The organism is Allobosea sp. OK403 (genome assembly GCF_900113835.1).
In the GTDB taxonomy this organism is placed as follows: Bacteria; Pseudomonadota; Alphaproteobacteria; order Rhizobiales; family Beijerinckiaceae; genus Allobosea.
Window position 1 is genome coordinate 592,966 of sequence record NZ_FOQV01000001.1, and the last position, 15,771, is coordinate 608,736.

A 15,771-nucleotide genomic window follows, 5' to 3' on the forward strand; every position below is an offset into this window, starting at 1 on the left:
CGATCCATTAACCGAACGCGATGACGAGCGAAAAAATTCACGACTCCATTCTCATCATCGACTTCGGCAGCCAGGTGACGCAGCTGATCGCGCGTCGCGTGCGCGAGATCGGCGTCTATTGCGAGATCGCGCCATTCCAGTCGGCATCCGAGGCCTTCCAGCGCCTCAAGCCCAAGGGCGTGATCTTCTCCGGCGGCCCGGCCTCCGTGCCGGATGAGGGCTCGCCCCGCGCGCCGCAGGAGGTGTTCTCGACTGGCCTGCCGGTGCTTGGCATCTGCTACGGCCAGCAAACCATGGCGCATCAACTCGGCGGCAAGGTCGAGAGCGGCCACGCAGCCGAGTTCGGTCGGGCCGATGTCGAGATCGTCACGCCTTCGGCGCTGTTCGAAGGCATTTGGGAGGAGGGCGGTCGCTACCCCGTCTGGATGAGCCATGGCGATCGCGTTACGCAGTTGCCGGCTGGTTTCTCGGTCAAGGCGACCTCGGAGAACGCGCCCTATGCGGTGGCGAGCGACGAGGATCGGCGCTTCTATTCGACCATGTTCCACCCCGAGGTCGTGCATACGCCCGATGGCGGCAAGCTGCTGCGCAACTTCGTCGTGACCATCTGCGGTTGCGTGCCGGACTGGAGCATGGCGGCCTATCGCGCCGAGACCATCGCCAAGATCAAAGCGCAGGTCGGCAAGGGCCGCGTCATCTGCGGCCTCTCCGGCGGCGTCGACTCGGCTGTCGCAGCCGTGCTGATCCATGAGGCGATCGGCGCTCAGCTCACCTGCGTCTTCGTCGACCACGGCCTGATGCGGATGAACGAGGCCGAAGAGGTCGTGCGCTTGTTCCGCGACAGCTATAACATCCCGCTCGTTCATGTTGAGGCCGAAGCGCTTTTCCTCTCCGAGCTCGCCAAATGCGGCGCCGATCCGGAAGCCAAGCGCAAGACCATCGGCCGGCTCTTCATCGAGGTCTTCGACGAGGAAGCGAAGAAGCTCGGTGGTGCTGATTTCCTGGCCCAGGGCACACTTTATCCTGACGTGATCGAGAGCGTCTCGTTCTCAGGCGGTCCGTCGGTGACGATCAAGTCGCACCACAATGTCGGCGGCCTGCCCGAGCGCATGAAGATGAAGCTCGTCGAGCCTTTGCGCGAGCTCTTCAAGGACGAGGTCCGGGTGCTCGGCCGCGAACTTGGCCTGCCCGAGGCTTTCGTCGGTCGCCATCCCTTCCCCGGCCCCGGCCTCGCCATCCGCTGCCCCGGCGAGATCACCAAGGAGAAGCTCGACATCCTGCGCAAGGCCGATGCGATCTATCTCGACGAGATCCGCAAGGCCGGGCTCTACGACGTGATCTGGCAGGCTTTCGCCGTGCTGCTGCCGGTGCGCACCGTCGGTGTGATGGGCGACTACCGCACCTATGACCACGTGCTGGCACTGCGCGCCGTGACCTCGGTCGACGGCATGACGGCCGATTTCTACCCCTACGACATGGCCTTCCTCGGTCGCACCGCGACCCGCATCATCAACGAGGTCAAGGGCATCAACCGCGTCGTCTACGACGTGACCAGCAAGCCGCCCGGCACGATCGAGTGGGAATGATTTTGGCCGACCCGAACGCCGCCGATAGCACGCCATGGTACGACGTAAGCTACTGAAAACAAAAATAAATCACCTCGATAGCGATCGGCAGCTATCGGTAGGTAGAGTTTGGCACTGGCGGTCCGTCTGACGGACCTTGGGCACATTGCTTAGCCGCATTTTTGAAAGCACCGCCGTGGGCAATGAGTCTTGTGACGGTGCTTTCTTCATATTAAACCATTGAATTCAATGGATAATATCTGTCTCGAGGCCTCGAATTTGTGCTGACGGTACTTTTCAGGAGCCAGTAGGGACGCTGACGGACGCCGCCATCAAGACATTGAAACCAAAAGAGAAAATTTAGAAAGTTGCTGACCGTGACGGCATGTATGTTCGCGTCATGCCCAGTGGTGCGATCTCATTTCACTTAGAGCGTTTTCGAGCGAAGTGGACACCGGTTCGCGTGAAGAAAATGCGATAAAACAAAGAGTTAGAGCGATTCGGAGAAGCGCGGAATTGCTCTAGACTAAAGGCTCAACGGCCGTCGGGAGACCGTCTACCTGGGCAGGTACGGGCGTGATGGCATCTCGGTCCTCCTGTCTGCCAAAAGACATACTCCAGGGTGGACCAATTCAACGGGAGCGGATCAAACAGGGCCGGGACCCCAAACTGAGATCCGTCGAAGAGGGACTATCGTTTTTGGCGTCAGCTGATCGACACTTTCCATCCTGCCCCCCACTCGTCGCCTGAGCGTCTGGAGCGACGCCCGTTCAAGCGCGGGCTTTCATGGCCGATCTAACCGACGGTGCCACCTTCGGTTTTGTGGCCGTGCCTTTCTCGGCAACAGCGCTCCTTGCTACGACGAGTGCGGCATGATCCAGTCGCGTTTGCTCCGCGTAAGCCATAGAGAATTCGGCAATCGCATCGTCAAATGAACGACCTTTGCCCATATATCCAGCAATCATGGCTGCGTCGCCAGTTCGAGCGTGAGCTCTCGCCAGTGTTCGGCCACATAGCGCGGCATAGTCGGCGAGAGCTTCTGCCTCCACCAATTCCCCGATCGACCCGAGCCGGCGGTTTTTGAGCTGACGGATATAGAAGTGTCGGCCCGAGGCTTGGTCTTGGGTCCAGCCGAGAAAAATATCGCTTGCCGCTTGTAGCGCTCGTTGACCTTCGACGACACGCTGGCCTTGGTGTCCTTGACGACGAAGGTGAGGATCGATTCTTTCAAGAACCGAATGCTGCGCCTCTTTGATTTGCAGGAAGAGCGGCGCCTTGTCGCCTGACATGAACAGTCCGATCGCGCAAAACGTTCCGACACTACCGACACCGACGACTTTGAAGGCGAGATCGACAAGATTGTATCCATCGACGACATACCGGCGATCCGGTGCAAGTGTTTCGCGATAGGCGGCAAAGACGCTCGCGACATCAAGATCTTGGCCTGAATCGTCGTTTTGTAGGTGATAGATGAGCGGCGGGCTATCGGCGATGCGAGGTTTGTCACCGGCGACAAGGTGCGGAAAGTTGTCGTCCTGTTCCAGCCCACCACCACGCGCCTTGCGGATAATCGTCCCAAGCTTCCGTCGCAAATTTTTATCAGTAATCGTTGTAATCTGCTGCTCAAGGTCTATCCGGCTGTGCCAGACCTGCAGAGGAGACAGCGCGTAGGTGGCAAAGATGCGCTCGCGGTAAGCTGTGACTGTCGCTTCGCTGAGCGCGCGTGCCCGTTTCTCCGAAAGATTCGCTGCAAGGGCTGCAACCGCGACACTGGCCGCGAGACGCTTGAGATCGACTGTGAAATCGACACCTGGTAGCGTCTCATCGAAGTCATTGATATCGAAGAGGATATTGTCCTCGGGCGTGGCGAAGGCGCCAAAGTTCATGAGATGGCAATCGCCGCAAGCCTGAACAGGAATCCCAACCATCGGCGCGTTCGCTAGATCCGCGGCCATCACTGCGGCCGCTCCGCGCAAAAAAGTGAAAGGGCTCTGAAGCATGCGGGCGTAGCGCACCGGCAGAAGTGATTGGACCCGGGAGGGATCGCTCTCAGCCAGGATCGCTACCGGATCTCGGCCTTTGAAGCCGTTAAGTTTGGAATGCTGCTCGCGAGGCACTTGTACGCGCAACGCCTTGCCGTTCTTGAAGCGCTCCTGGCTCGATTGCATGTGGCCATCCATAGGAGTTCCTTCCTCTTCCGACGCCCAAACTACGTCATGGAAGCGTGAAAGGCGACGGACTGCAATTCAGTTGCGCGGCGAACTGCGACCGGTCATGCCGCAGAGACCGTCCGAACCCCGAGAGATCTCCATCGGGCCGGAAGGGTTAGAAATCGTGATTGAGTTTCAGCTTGACGATGTGCTGGGAGAAGTTCGTGAGGTCGAGATCGTTCCTGGTTCCCTTGGCTCGGCCATCGACTTGAAGATTCCAAGCTCCAGACAGCGCCCAGCTCTTGGTGAAGGCCCAATAGAAATTTGGCCCCAGGAAGGTGGCGTAACCGAGTTGCTTGTTGAACGCCATGCTGTCGTAGCGTCGGAAATGACTGCCTTCGGCCCCGACAAACAGGCCATCGGAAATCTGATAGGCCAGAGCCGCGCCAAACCGCGCGATCGAGGTATTGGCATAGCCGTTCCGAGGACCCCCGAGATCCTGAAAATTCCAGTCATAGCTCACGTTGAGCGCGCCGTAGAGCTTTCCGGCTACCAATTCCTTGTCGGCGAAGATCGAGAAGGCCGTGTCGTAGACGTTGTCCGACCGCCCAACGACGGTGTAGTAAGCGCCGTTGGTCGCCGCGCCTTGCAGGACAAGATCGAAGGTTAAGCCAAAGCCATGGGGATCGCGGCCCAATAGCTTATACTTCAATTCGATGCCTGCTCCCTCCGTCGAGCCATTGCTCTTGACGCCGAAGGTTTTGGAGCCGGTGACGCCGCCAAAAACATATGGATCGACTTCGACGCAAGGGTAGGGGCTATAGGTCGCCTGAAGATTGCCGGAATGGGAATTCAAATAGCCTGCGCGCGTGCCAAACGAGCCGCCGTAAGTCCCGGACAGCGACAAGCCCTTCCAGTCGTTGACATCGGAACCGCCATTGAAGCCGAAGACATCGTTCACAAGGCCATTCTTTTCCAGGCAGGCCTGAGACGCCTCCGGCGGGGCAGGCGGGCTTTTCTTCCCAGGCACGTCGGCGGCGAAGGCGGCGCTGGAAGCCAGTAGCAAAGCGACGCTCGCGACGATCCGTGAGAGAGATTTAAAAAATACAGGTCTGGATTGACTGCGATCATCGCGGCGCACCCTTTGGCTAGCTGGTTCTGCGATGAAATTATTGTTTGGCACGGTATTGGCTCCTGTCGATTGATCCGGTTGAGGCCTCGAGAAACGGCAAATCCTGCAGCTCGTTCTGAGTGGAAATGTTTGCGGTCACCGGCATCGACGGTTCCGGGGCATCAGGGTCACATGTTGCTCCGGCAGAATTTTTCGGCTGCCCCGGTCGCTGGCGGATACAGCGTCAATGGCGTGGAATAGGACAAATCTCATATCTGCGCCTATGGGAGCGCTGCTGGAATTAAGAGCCTCGCATAAAATCCCGACGACAGGAATCGGGACTGGCCCAAAATACAACGCATCTGCTGCGGGCATCAACATTTAGCCGGCTCTATCGACGGGGCGGTTCCCCGTTGATTGCGCTTGATTACTTCGATCGGAGCGCTGATCCGCCCCCGCTGACTGGTCCGCGCGGAAACCCTGCGCTTGCGCAACATGGATTTTGTCCTGGCCTGCCGGACGATGGGCATGTCCGACACGCGGATCATATTCCGTCAGATTCTACCGAATTGCGTGGCACTCATTGTCGTCGCCTCCTCGGTGCTCGTGGCGACGGCGATCATCATCGAAGCGAGCCTCTTCTTTCTCGGGTTGGGCGATCCCAACGCAACGAGTTGGGGAACCATGATCGGGGCCGCACGGCCATCATTGCGCACGGCATGGTACATGACGCTGGTACCTTCGGCGGCTGTGATCGCAACGGTGCTCGCGCTCAATTTGATCGGCGACGCCTTGAACGACGCACTCAATCCCACACGGAAAGAACGCTAGCTCTTCGTCGCTTTGGCGCAGTTCCGGACCTGCCGAAAGCATGGATACTGAGTCTGACCGTCTAGAAGTAGAATGGCGACATTCCCGAACGCCAGCGGTGTGGTCATCGATTGAGCGACCAAGCCATCAGGTGCTATCGAGGCGTTCAGCACGGAGCAAGAGTATGTCGAACGATCGCCCTCCGGGGGAGGCAATCCGGGCGTTTTTTGAAGCTGCCGGGAACGAGAACCTCTTCCCCAACTGCCCTTTTCGGCGAGAGCTCTCTCATTTGCATGAATTTGATGCCGCGTCGGCCGACAGGATTCTGGGCCATATGCTCGGTCACATCATAGACCACAGGGCAGGTCAGCCGTGCCGCAATGAGTCGGGTGAAATGATATCAGCAATCAATCAGGATGATATTCAGCATGAATTGCGGTTCATTTACAATGATTGCAATAATCCTCGGCTGAATGAAGACAGAAAATCCGGCGCAGAACTTGATCCAGCCGATCTTGATTCGTATCGGTCTCCTGAATATCATGGGTTTGATCCTGAACAGCGAGGGTGTTTCGGTGCCGATGCGCGCGCGGAACTGATGGCGGAAGCCATTCGAGCCTATATGCAGAATCCAAACTACTTGAAAATGGTAGCGCCGAATGTGGCCGCCCGCATCCGGGCCGCGGTGAATCCAAATCCAGCCCTGAACCAGATCATTCAATTCAACTGAAGGTCGCCGACAGGATCACGGTGAGACGCTCGGCCAGGGGGAGGCCGGTGGAGCCTCACGTGAGCGATGTTCCATGGCGCGAAATCGCTCGGCCTGCGGGCGCGCGCAATTTCGCGCGTTGCGGAGCAAGACCAGCCAAGGAGAGCCGCGCCTTTGCGTCCAGACCGAGCGCCAGCGGCCGGCAACCCTACGGGCCTATGAGACGGGCGGGCCCTTCTCCGCCCATCGGCGGTGACCGAGGAGGTCAGAAAAACCTGTTCGGGCAGGCGGCGGCGCGGACGGCCTGACGCGCGGCCCGATCTCGGTGGTCGTCGTCAGCCCAGGGTGGTGAAGGACCAGTCCGTGTCCGTCACCGCCATGTCGATGAAGGCGCGCACCTTGGCCGAGAGCAGGCGCGATGTCGGGTAGACGATCTGGATCGGCAGGGGCGGGCGCTCGTACTCCGCAAGGACGATCCTGAGCGCGCCGGAGCAGATGGCGTTGGCCGCTTGATAGGCTAGCACCATGGTCAGCCCGCCACTGCTGATGGCATGCTGGATGGCGGTGTCGGCACTGTTGGTGACGAAGGATGCGTCGATCGTGACGCGCGCCTTCGCCCCATTCTGCTCGAACTCCCAGTCGCTCCCGGGCGCAAAGCCTGAGAAATGGATGCAGCGATGCGTGCGGATGTCGGCGGGATCGCCGGGTGCGCCACTGCGAGCGAGATAGTCCGGCGAGGCGACGACGACACGCCTCGTCTCGCCGATGCGGCGTGATCTTAGGCTGGAATCCGCCAGATGACCGATCCGGACGGCGGCGTCGACGCCCTCGTCGATCAGGTTAATCATCCGGTCTGAGAGGATAAGTTCGCCGTGCACGGCGGGGTAGCGCGAGAGGTAAGCCGAGAACAGCGGGCCGACATGCAAGCGGCCGAAGACGAGCGGCGCCGAGACAGTGAACCGGCCTGACGGCTCAGCTCGCGTTGCCTGCAGGGAGGCATCTGCCTCGTCGAGCTCGGCGAGGATCCGGCGCGCCTGAAGCAGATAGCGCTCGCCTTCGTCGGTGGGCGTCACCAACCGTGTCGTGCGCTGCAGCAGGCGCACGCCGAGATGCTCCTCCAGTGCTGCCACGAGCCGCGTCACGGCAGACGGAGAGAGGCCGAGCCTGCGCGCCGCCGGCGCGAAGCCGCGCAGTTCCGCGACCTTGACGAAGGCTGCCAGCGTCGCGAACCGGTCCATGGCGATTGCTCCTCTGAGCGCAATAGTGAGATGATAACTGAAAGGATTATCGTCTTCTGGCGCAAGTTTTATCTCTCCGGTGGTCAAGGCGCCGCTCCCGATGCGCCGACCCGGAGAAGAAACCATGTCCGCGATTCACACCCCCGCCTCGATCGCTGAAGCCCCCGAGGGCGCTCGTGCCGCCCTGACCGCCGTCGAGAAGCAGCTCGGCTCGGTGCCGAACCTGTTTCGCGTCGTGGCCAACTCGCCCGCTGCGCTCGAAGGCTATCTCGGCCTCAACGGCGCCCTGGCCAAGGGCAGGCTTGATGCACGCACCCGCGAGCGGATCGCGCTCGCCGTGGCGCAGGTCAATGGCTGCAGCTATTGTCTGGCGGCGCACAGCTATCTCGGCAAGAACCTCGCCAAGCTCGATGACGCCGAGATCCTCGCCAACCGCCACGGCCATTCCAGCGACGCCAGGGCTCAGGCTGCTATCGCCTTCGCCGTGAGCATCGTTCGCGAGCGCGGCCATGTCGGTCCTGACGCCGTCGCAGCGGTCAAGACGGCGGGCTATGACGACGCGCAGATCGTCGAGATCGTCGCCCATGTCGCGCTGAACACGCTGACGAACTACGTCAACGAGGTTGCCGGCACGGTGATCGACTTTCCCGCCGTTGAGCTGCGCCTGGCCTCCTGAGCGCCGGCCCCCCACCTTTTCGCAAGAGCTGGCGACGCCGAGACGTCGCCGGTTCGGGAGCGTCCCGATGTCAGAGACTGAATTTGCCAGCGACATCGCCTTCACGCCGGCGGTGAAGGCGGTCCAGAGCCGCAGGGGCTCGCGTGGCGGCTATCGCAAGATGGAGGAGCGTGGCGGCTGGCAGACGACCGTCACTCCCGATCTCGCGACCTTCATCGCGGCGCGCGACAGCGTCTTCCTTGCGACCGCGAGCGCCGACGGCCAGCCCTATATCCAGCATCGCGGCGGGCCGCCCGGCTTCCTGCGCGTGCTTGATGAGCGGACGCTGGGCTTCGCCGATTTCCGGGGCAACCGGCAATACGTCACGATGGGAAATCTGTCGGAGAACCCGAAGGCCCATCTCTTCCTGATCGATCATGCGAGCCGGCAGCGTATCAAGATCTGGGGCAGGGCGCGTGTCGTCGAGGGCGATAGCGCCCTGATCGAGACGCTGCGCGTTGCGGGCTATGCCGGAGTGCCGGAGCAGGCGCTTCTGTTCGACATCGCCGCCTGGGATGCCAACTGCCCGCAGCATATCCCGCAGCTTCTAGCGGCCGACGCCGTCGCCGCCGCGCTCGCGGAGCGCGACCGGCGTATCGCGACGCTGGAGGCCGAGATTTCCAGGTTGAAAGCGGCTGGATTCGGGGCGTCGCTCGGCTAAATCGGACCCTGCCCGGGGAAACGTCTGAGCCCCCCCAGCGCCGTCGCTGCGTTGAACCCGTCATATTCGCGGCTGAACGGTGCTTCGCTCTGATAGGCGAGGGTGATAGCCCAGGTCGCTCGTTGCGAGGATCAGGCTCTGCATGGGATTTCCTCCAGGGGGCGACCAGCCCAGGGCCGCAGCAGCATGTAGCGAAGAGTACGATGGCACTTTCGCCACCAGTCACGGTTTGAAGCTTGAAGCGCGATCCCGTGATCCGTCACATCGCGCCGACGCTCCGACACCAATCTTCAAGTACGGCCTGGATGCTCGCGTCAGGATCGGTATCGCGCTTGAATGCCCACCAGATGAGAGCGCCTTGCCACACACTGGCCATCTGCCAACCCATTCGCTCGGCATGCGCAGCTTGGTTAGTTAGCCGCCTGCCCAAGGCTGTGGCGAGATAGGTCCCCCAAGCGGCTCCCCGCGCCCGAAGCGTCGGATTTCGAATATCCTCCCGCAATAGAAGGAAGCCGTCGGTCAGGTTGTACTCGGCGCTGCCATCGGGCATGAGCCGCAACAGCATCGAGACGGCACCAGCTGGATCGGCCGGCGCTTCGGCATCAGCTGCTGCGGTAACGGCTTCGAGGCGATCCCACGCGTGTAGCAGAACGGCCTCGATCATCGCCTCGCGAGTGCCGAAACGCTGCACGAGCGTGGGGGCGGACAGCCCCACGGCGCGAGACGCCTTGGAGAATGAAAACCCCTCCGGCCCTTCCTTCTCCAGCGCCTCCAACAGCTTTTCGAGCGCTGCGCTGTCCGAAATCGTCTTGCTTCTACCCATGCGATAATTATAAACGATCATTCGTTTATAATAAAGTGGAGGCGCCGTGCATGGCCAAGATCCTAGGGTACATCGCAACCAGCCTCGACGGATTCATAGCCACCGAGGAGGACAGCCTTGAATGGCTGTTTGAGTACAATGACCTTGACCTTGGCGAGCACGATTATCGGAACTTCATCAAGCGCATAAGAACAGTCGTCATGGGCCGGGGCACTTATGACTTTCTCGCTAGAGACGATTCGCCCTGGGCCTATGGCGAGCAGCGTGTGCTGGTTGTCACGTCTCGGCCGATTCCGAATCCAAAGGGACAGCTGGAGACGCGCAGCGACGTCGATGATCTTATCACGGAGTTACAAGGCCTCAGCGACGGGGGCGTGTGGATACTCGGCGGTGGGCAGTTGCAGATGGCCTTCATCGAACGATGCGCGCTGGACGAAATCGAAATCTATGTGATGCCGGAACTCATAGGCGGTGGGCGACCACTCTTTCCCTCCGCCGGCGTTCGCACGCGCCTCCGATTGCTTCAGACCAACGCGCTCGACCAAGGTTGCGTTCGCCTTCACTACGCCTTCGACCATTCTCCTCGAAGCGAAGATGCCAAGCCACCGAAAACCGCGGGGCGATGAATGGACGCCAGTCACTATGGCGGCCGAACGGTGCTTCGCTCTGATAGGCGAGGGTGATAGCCTAGGTCCCCCGCAGCGTCAGAAATGGGCTTTAGGCTGGAGCTTCAGCGTGGTTCGCGTGGAATCCGCCACTTTCGACAGCAACCAGTCGGGATTGCCGAGGTTGAAATAAGCCTTCAGCAGAAAGCGCCAGAACAGACGCTGCGCGTTCGAGGAAGGCCCGTGGCGCGCCAGTATTCTTGCGCACTCGGCCGTGGTTCGGCTGCCATGGATCGCGCTGTTGTTCACTCCGGTTCGCCGGAAGCAAGCAATCGGCCGATCGATCCGGCCGTAGGGCTCCTTCGTCAGGGCTCGGCAGAACATCTCGTAATCGCCGGCGTCCTTGTAAGCGATGTCGAAGCCGCCCAGTTCCTCGAAGAAGCTCCGCGAGAAATAGGTCGCCATGTGCATGATGGGGTTCCAGCCCAGACAAGCGAGCATTGCGGGCGTTACCCAATTCGGAGGGGCCGCGAGGCCGCCGAGGCTATGCCCTTTTGAATCGGTCCATCTGATGGCTCCGACGACCCAGCGCCGGCGGCTTTCGCGGTAAGCTTTTACCACCGCAGCGGCAGCGCCTTCGAGCATCACGTCATCGGCGCCAAGAAAGCCCAATAATTCACCGGAAGAATTGAAGGACCCTTTGTTGATGGCGTCGAAGATTCCGCTGTCCTTGCCCTGGAGCGCGCGCAGCCCACAGCCTAGCGCGAGCTCGACGGTTCCGTCGGTGCTGCCGCCGTCGACGATCACATGTTCGATGTCGATATCGCGCGTCGCATTCCGACGCGCGGACTCGATGCATTCCTTCAGATACTCGACGGCGTTCAGCGTCGGGGTGACGATTGTCACGATCATGGAACTGCCCTGCCGTTACAGCCGGTCGGTTACGAGAGCTGGGGCGAGGGGGCCGCTTCCGGTCTTGCGGCGATCATCGGCAAGGTCTCATCCTCCGCCATGTCGCTCGCCATGTCGTCCTCCGCCACGACCGGAATCCGGGTTGCCGCGTTCTGCATGGCCCACATGGCTGCCTGGGTGCGGTTCCTGACACGCAACTTGCGCAAGATTGCCTTGACGTGGACTTTCACGGTCGCCTCGGCGATCTCGAGCTTGCGCGCGATGACCTTGTTGGATTCGCCCAGCATAAGCCCCTCCAGAATGCTGACCTCCCGCCCGGAAAGGCCTGAGAAGGGCGACCCGTCGGCCCTGCGCTGCGCGCCTTGGAGAAGGCGCTGCGGTGCGACCGCGACTTCTGAGAGCTGTGACAGAAGCTCGGGTGGAAAGACGGCTCCATTCGCGATGACGACCTCCAGAGACATGATGAGGTCATGCGCGGAGATGGACTCGACAAGATATCCCACCGCTCCCAGTTGCACGGCGCGGTGCATCAATTCGCGGCTGCCGCGCAGGGCGAGGGCCACGATCTTGGCGCTCTTGAACTGCCTCTTGATGTCGCCGACGATGGAGCAGGACATGTCGTCGATCACGACAATGAAGAGATCGGGGGATTTTTGACCGTTCTCGTGCCTATGAAGATCGAGGCTGGCGGTTCGTTGGCTCACCCGGAAACGCGCGCCGTTCAGTAGCTGTGTAATACCTTCCCGGAGCAGTGCGTTGTCGCTTAACACGGCGGTCTCGATGAGTTCAGACATCGCATTTCCCCATTACTCGACACAAAAACTGATACGATAACGGCCTACTGAGACTACAGCACATCCATTAATCTGTTTGAGACATCCTGAGACCAGATTTGCATCTGGTAATCAATTGGAGCACCAGAGCTGCGCAAATTGGCATATGCGCCAGAAAATCATCGTTAATAATTAGTTCATTCGGATGTGTCCGTCTTGTCAGGAAAGTACGACCCTCGTAAGGACAAACCTTACAAGACAAGGCCTGATTGTTATTGACGAGGCTTGATCTTGCGCTGGCGCGGCTTGCTTCGCGACTGCGGATCGATCGCGGACGTATGGATTAGATCTCTGGCGATTACGGCAGCTTCCGTCCGATTCCGAACATTGAGGACACGCATCAACCCCGAGACGTGAATCTTCGTGGTTGGCTCCGCGATGTGGAGTGCCTGGGCAATTTCGCGGTTCGAAAGCCCATCCGCCAGGAGTGTCAGGACATCTTTCTGTCGCGGCGTTAATCCGAACGGGCTCTGCTGCAAGCTGGAGCGCCGTTGTCGAACCGCGGGAGGACGATGGCGTTCGGTAGCGGAGCCGAACGGAGTCAGCGCGCGCGGGATCGAGAGGCGCCCGGCAAGGACCTCTCTGACTGCTTCGACGATCTCGTCATCCCGCTGCAGCGTTGAAATGAAACCGTGGAATCCTTCAGCGATGTAGTGCAGAACTTGGTCGAAGGTACCGTCGGTTGAGATGACGACATAGCGTGTCAGCGCTGAGGCGCGCTTGAAATCCCAGATAATGCTGGGACTCGCCGCTCCCATCAGGTTCAGGTTGACGAGCGCAAGATCGATGTGTCGTTCTGCCTGCAGGGCGCGCATCAGGCTGTCGAGATCGCCAGCTTCCAGAAATTCGGCCTCCGGCAGCGCGGCCTGCAGGACGACGCGCAAACCTGTACGGTAGAGAGCATGTTCGTCGGCAACGAGAATCCTGACCATGGTTCGTGCCGCCGATCCGGTCGCCCTTTGCAGTCGGGAGGCGCAGCAATTCTTGACGCAACTTCCGCTTGGTTACAGGCGGCTATCGAGGCCCTGCCCCCCAGTTCCCCATGCACTGTGGTAGCGGGAACGGTCCTGCAAGTCGCTACGCCCTTCAGGAGAGGGGACCGCATTGTGCATGGCCATCATTTCTCGACGATGCCAAGCTGAGTACTCCGCACAGGTCTGAATGCGACGGCTCAGGGCGCCGATGGCTTAGAGCAGGATGCGAAAAAGTGGGCACCGGTTTTTCGCATTGATCCGGCTCTAGTCAGTGCCATCAGATATCGAGAATCCAACCGTGGCTGGCGCCGTATCTGATGATGTCGAGGCGCGAGTGCAGCATCAGCTTCTTGCAGGCCCTGTACCGGTAGGTCTCGACCGATTTGATACCAAGGCCGACGCGCCGGGCGATCTCCTTATTGGAATGACCGACGGCCGCGAGGCGCAGGACCTGCACTTCGCGGTTGGTCAATGTCCCGTTCGCAACGGCTGCGGGGGCTGGGCTGGGGGCCTGGGAAAGCTTGCGAATCCATTCGGAGCGGAACTCTTCCAGCTCGGAATCGATATAGATGCCGCCGCTCAGCACCGTCCTGATGGCTTGGGTGACCTTGTCGCTCGACGAAGCTTTGAGGACGTAGCCGCGAATGCCTGTCTTCAGCGCCTTCTGTACGTAGCTCGACTCTTCGTAATGGGTCAGCATCACGATGAGGGTCGCGGGGGCCCCTTCAAGAATGCGCTCGGCCAGTGCGAGGCCGCTCATGCCGGGCAGGCCCATATCGAGAATGACGATGTCGGGGTTTCGGTCGCGGACGAGCGCGAGCGCCTGGGAGCCGGACGTGGCTTGTCCCACGAATTCGAGATCAGGCAAGCCGAGTACGAGAGCCCGTAGCCCAGTCAGGATGATCGGGTGATCGTCAACCAGTATGATGCGCGCCGTCATGGCGGGGCACTCTGCTGCGGTTCGGGCCGCAATGGCGCGACTGCCGTCACGATTGTGCCCTTGCCGAAACGCGGACCGATCTGCAGCGTTCCGCCGATGCCGTTCATGCGTTGCTGCATCCCGCGAAGCCCGATGCCTGAACTGCCGAGTTCTCCCTGCTGCTGTGCTTCCGTCGACAAGCCCACACCATCATCGGCGATCGTGAGCGAGACCGACTGGCAGTTGAATTCCAGCACGATATCGATTTTCTGTGCGCCAAGCGCGTGCCTGAGCGCATTCGTCAGCGCCTCCTGGGCGACCCGGTACAGGGCGCTTTCGAGGGCGGCGGGCAGCGCGTCGGACTCCACTCCCTTCTTCTTGAAGGAGAGGTCTAGTCTGCCGTCCGTCGTGAACCAAACGGCCGTGATCTCGATGGCTCGGCTGAGGCCGAGTTCCTCGACAATCCGCGGCCGGCCGCCGACGACGGCATGATGGATCTTGCGACCAACCTCGGAGACATGCACGGCGAGGTCGTTGAGACGGGCTCGTGCCGGGCCGTGGGCGGCGTCTCGCATGCGTCGCAGTTCCACGAGGACGAGGGCCATCTCCTGGCCCGCGTGGTCATGGAGATCCTGGGCAATGCGCTCACGCTCATCAGTGCGGATATGTTTGATCTCGTCCTGGAGTCGGCGATTCTGCGCTTCCGCGACACGCAGCGCCTCGGCGACGAAACAATATTGCTCGACCAGGCGCAGGCGGTCGCTGCGCAGTTCGGCGGATTGCTCCATGGCAAGGCGCCAGTGCCGCTCGGTCCTTAATCTCTTCATACACTCTGCGCGCGCCGCAAACCTTGCATCACGCACAGGGAGGAGGCGCAGCAGAAGGCTGGCCGGGCGGCTTTTGCGTCGCGGAACCAAAGCGTTGCCAAAGCAGCGATAGTCGAAGGCGCCGCCCTCTCCGTTGAAGCTGACTTTTTCGATCAACGGCTGTCGGGAGCCTGAGCAGCGAATGAGATAGGTTCGCAGGGCTTCGGCGCGGCCGGAGCAGATGTCGAAGAGCGACGATATCGAAGTTTGGGGGGAGAGCGCCAAGTGCGCTGCACGATTCCGCGCATGGATGCTTCCGTCGCAGCAGGCAACGAGAGACGGCTCGAGATAGGTTTCCAGGTCTAACTCAGTTCGAAGCTGCAGATGCATCATCGCGGAAGTATTCCCTCGTATCTGGATGCAGTTCTGTTCGCTTGAGGTGAAGCACGACGCGGCATGCGGCGGCTCCCCTGGCGATCGTCTGTTCGAGATCGACGGCTGCATAGCCGACTGCATTAGCTGTCATCACGCCGAAGATATTCGACGTCAGCATGCAGAGAGATGGGTGGTTGATGACGGCCTGTCCCAGGGGGCACTTGCAGTTGCCCAAGACGATATGGTCTTCGTCTTCCTCGATGATGAAGAAGGCGCCGTCAGCGCGCCTGTTCAGGTCGATCAGGACTGCAAGAAGCTGATCTCGGTTGAGATTCTGAACGCCAAGTGCTGTCTTATACTGTTTTTCGATGTCCGATCCCAATCGCGCAGCGATACTGCTGACATAGGCACATGCATCTTCGGCACCGGCGGTGGTTTCGAGCAAATCCGCCATGCCGGCGACCAGAGTCTCGAAGAGACGATGATGGTCGAAATCGACGGCCAGCGAGTCAATACTGGGCGATGTCGCATTGGCAATGATTGGGGGCACGTTGACTGGCCCTCC

16 protein-coding genes are annotated in these 15,771 nt (G+C 60.5%); 6 read left to right on the forward strand and 10 right to left on the reverse strand.

From position 1 onward, the window contains the following. The first annotated feature begins 20 nt into the window (after positions 1-20). Positions 21-1,586, forward strand: coding sequence for a glutamine-hydrolyzing GMP synthase (guaA, locus tag BMZ97_RS02580; RefSeq protein WP_092165150.1), 1,566 nt, complete (start codon positions 21-23; stop codon positions 1,584-1,586). Between the two features lie 749 nt (positions 1,587-2,335). On the opposite strand, the gene BMZ97_RS02585 is transcribed toward guaA, so the two are convergent. Both BMZ97_RS02585 and BMZ97_RS02590 read right to left on the reverse strand, forming a co-directional pair. Further along, a complete protein-coding gene (locus BMZ97_RS02585) occupies positions 2,336-3,733 on the reverse strand; it encodes a DUF2252 domain-containing protein (protein WP_244546203.1) in 1,398 nt (465 codons plus the stop codon). A gap of 157 nt (positions 3,734-3,890) precedes the next feature. Beyond that, the gene (locus tag BMZ97_RS02590; protein ID WP_139221136.1) at positions 3,891-4,898 is read right to left on the reverse strand and encodes a hypothetical protein; all 1,008 of its coding nucleotides are present in this window, start codon (positions 4,896-4,898) and stop codon (positions 3,891-3,893) included. Between the two features lie 390 nt (positions 4,899-5,288). Between BMZ97_RS02590 and BMZ97_RS02595 the strand changes: the two genes are divergently transcribed. Together BMZ97_RS02595 and BMZ97_RS30565 are read left to right on the forward strand one after the other, a co-directional pair. After that, a complete protein-coding gene (locus tag BMZ97_RS02595) occupies positions 5,289-5,657 on the forward strand; it encodes an ABC transporter permease (protein ID WP_280141719.1) in 369 nt (122 codons plus the stop codon). 163 nt (positions 5,658-5,820) lie between these two features. Beyond that, positions 5,821-6,366, forward strand: a complete 546-nt coding sequence (locus BMZ97_RS30565) for a hypothetical protein (protein WP_139221137.1) — start codon at positions 5,821-5,823, stop codon at positions 6,364-6,366. Between the two features lie 314 nt (positions 6,367-6,680). Here the strand turns inward: BMZ97_RS30565 and BMZ97_RS02600 are convergent, their stop codons facing one another. Then, positions 6,681-7,583, reverse strand: coding sequence for a LysR family transcriptional regulator (locus tag BMZ97_RS02600; RefSeq protein WP_092165156.1), 903 nt, complete (start codon positions 7,581-7,583; stop codon positions 6,681-6,683). 124 nt (positions 7,584-7,707) lie between these two features. On the opposite strand from BMZ97_RS02600, the gene BMZ97_RS02605 reads away from it, so the two are divergent. Together BMZ97_RS02605 and BMZ97_RS02610 are read left to right on the forward strand one after the other, a co-directional pair. Continuing rightward, entirely contained in the window at positions 7,708-8,259 is a 552-nt protein-coding gene (locus BMZ97_RS02605; RefSeq protein ID WP_092165158.1) for a carboxymuconolactone decarboxylase family protein, read from the forward strand. 67 nt (positions 8,260-8,326) lie between these two features. Next, positions 8,327-8,959, forward strand: coding sequence for a pyridoxamine 5'-phosphate oxidase family protein (locus BMZ97_RS02610; RefSeq protein WP_092165160.1), 633 nt, complete (start codon positions 8,327-8,329; stop codon positions 8,957-8,959). A gap of 259 nt (positions 8,960-9,218) precedes the next feature. Here BMZ97_RS02610 and BMZ97_RS02615 read toward each other — a convergent pair whose 3' ends face one another. Next, entirely contained in the window at positions 9,219-9,782 is a 564-nt protein-coding gene (locus tag BMZ97_RS02615) for a TetR/AcrR family transcriptional regulator (RefSeq protein ID WP_092165162.1), read from the reverse strand. A gap of 50 nt (positions 9,783-9,832) precedes the next feature. Between BMZ97_RS02615 and BMZ97_RS02620 the strand changes: the two genes are divergently transcribed. Continuing rightward, the gene (locus BMZ97_RS02620) at positions 9,833-10,408 is read left to right on the forward strand and encodes a dihydrofolate reductase family protein (RefSeq protein ID WP_092165164.1); all 576 of its coding nucleotides are present in this window, start codon (positions 9,833-9,835) and stop codon (positions 10,406-10,408) included. A gap of 78 nt (positions 10,409-10,486) precedes the next feature. Here BMZ97_RS02620 and BMZ97_RS02625 read toward each other — a convergent pair whose 3' ends face one another. From BMZ97_RS02625 to BMZ97_RS31125, 6 genes are all read right to left on the reverse strand, one after another. Beyond that, a complete protein-coding gene (locus BMZ97_RS02625) occupies positions 10,487-11,299 on the reverse strand; it encodes a glycosyltransferase family 2 protein (protein WP_092165166.1) in 813 nt (270 codons plus the stop codon). A gap of 29 nt (positions 11,300-11,328) precedes the next feature. Beyond that, positions 11,329-12,093 carry a response regulator transcription factor gene (locus BMZ97_RS02630; protein WP_092165168.1) on the reverse strand — a complete coding sequence of 255 codons (765 nt, stop codon included), beginning with the start codon at positions 12,091-12,093 and terminating at the stop codon, positions 11,329-11,331. Between the two features lie 251 nt (positions 12,094-12,344). Then, on the reverse strand, positions 12,345-13,064 hold the full coding sequence (locus BMZ97_RS02635; RefSeq protein ID WP_092165170.1) for a LuxR C-terminal-related transcriptional regulator: 720 nt from the start codon (positions 13,062-13,064) through the stop codon (positions 12,345-12,347). A 319-nt stretch (positions 13,065-13,383) separates the two neighbouring features. Beyond that, the gene (locus BMZ97_RS02640) at positions 13,384-14,046 is read right to left on the reverse strand and encodes a response regulator (RefSeq protein WP_092165171.1); all 663 of its coding nucleotides are present in this window, start codon (positions 14,044-14,046) and stop codon (positions 13,384-13,386) included. Further along, positions 14,043-15,224: a sensor histidine kinase gene (locus BMZ97_RS02645; protein WP_175525401.1), complete on the reverse strand. Its 1,182-nt coding sequence runs from the start codon at positions 15,222-15,224 to the stop codon at positions 14,043-14,045. The genes BMZ97_RS02640 and BMZ97_RS02645 overlap by 4 nt, the downstream gene beginning before the upstream one ends. Next, positions 15,199-15,756 (reverse strand): methanogen output domain 1-containing protein, encoded by a 558-nt coding sequence (locus tag BMZ97_RS31125; protein ID WP_175525402.1) that lies wholly within the window; start codon positions 15,754-15,756, stop codon positions 15,199-15,201. The genes BMZ97_RS02645 and BMZ97_RS31125 overlap by 26 nt, the downstream gene beginning before the upstream one ends. Positions 15,757-15,771 lie beyond the last annotated feature (15 nt).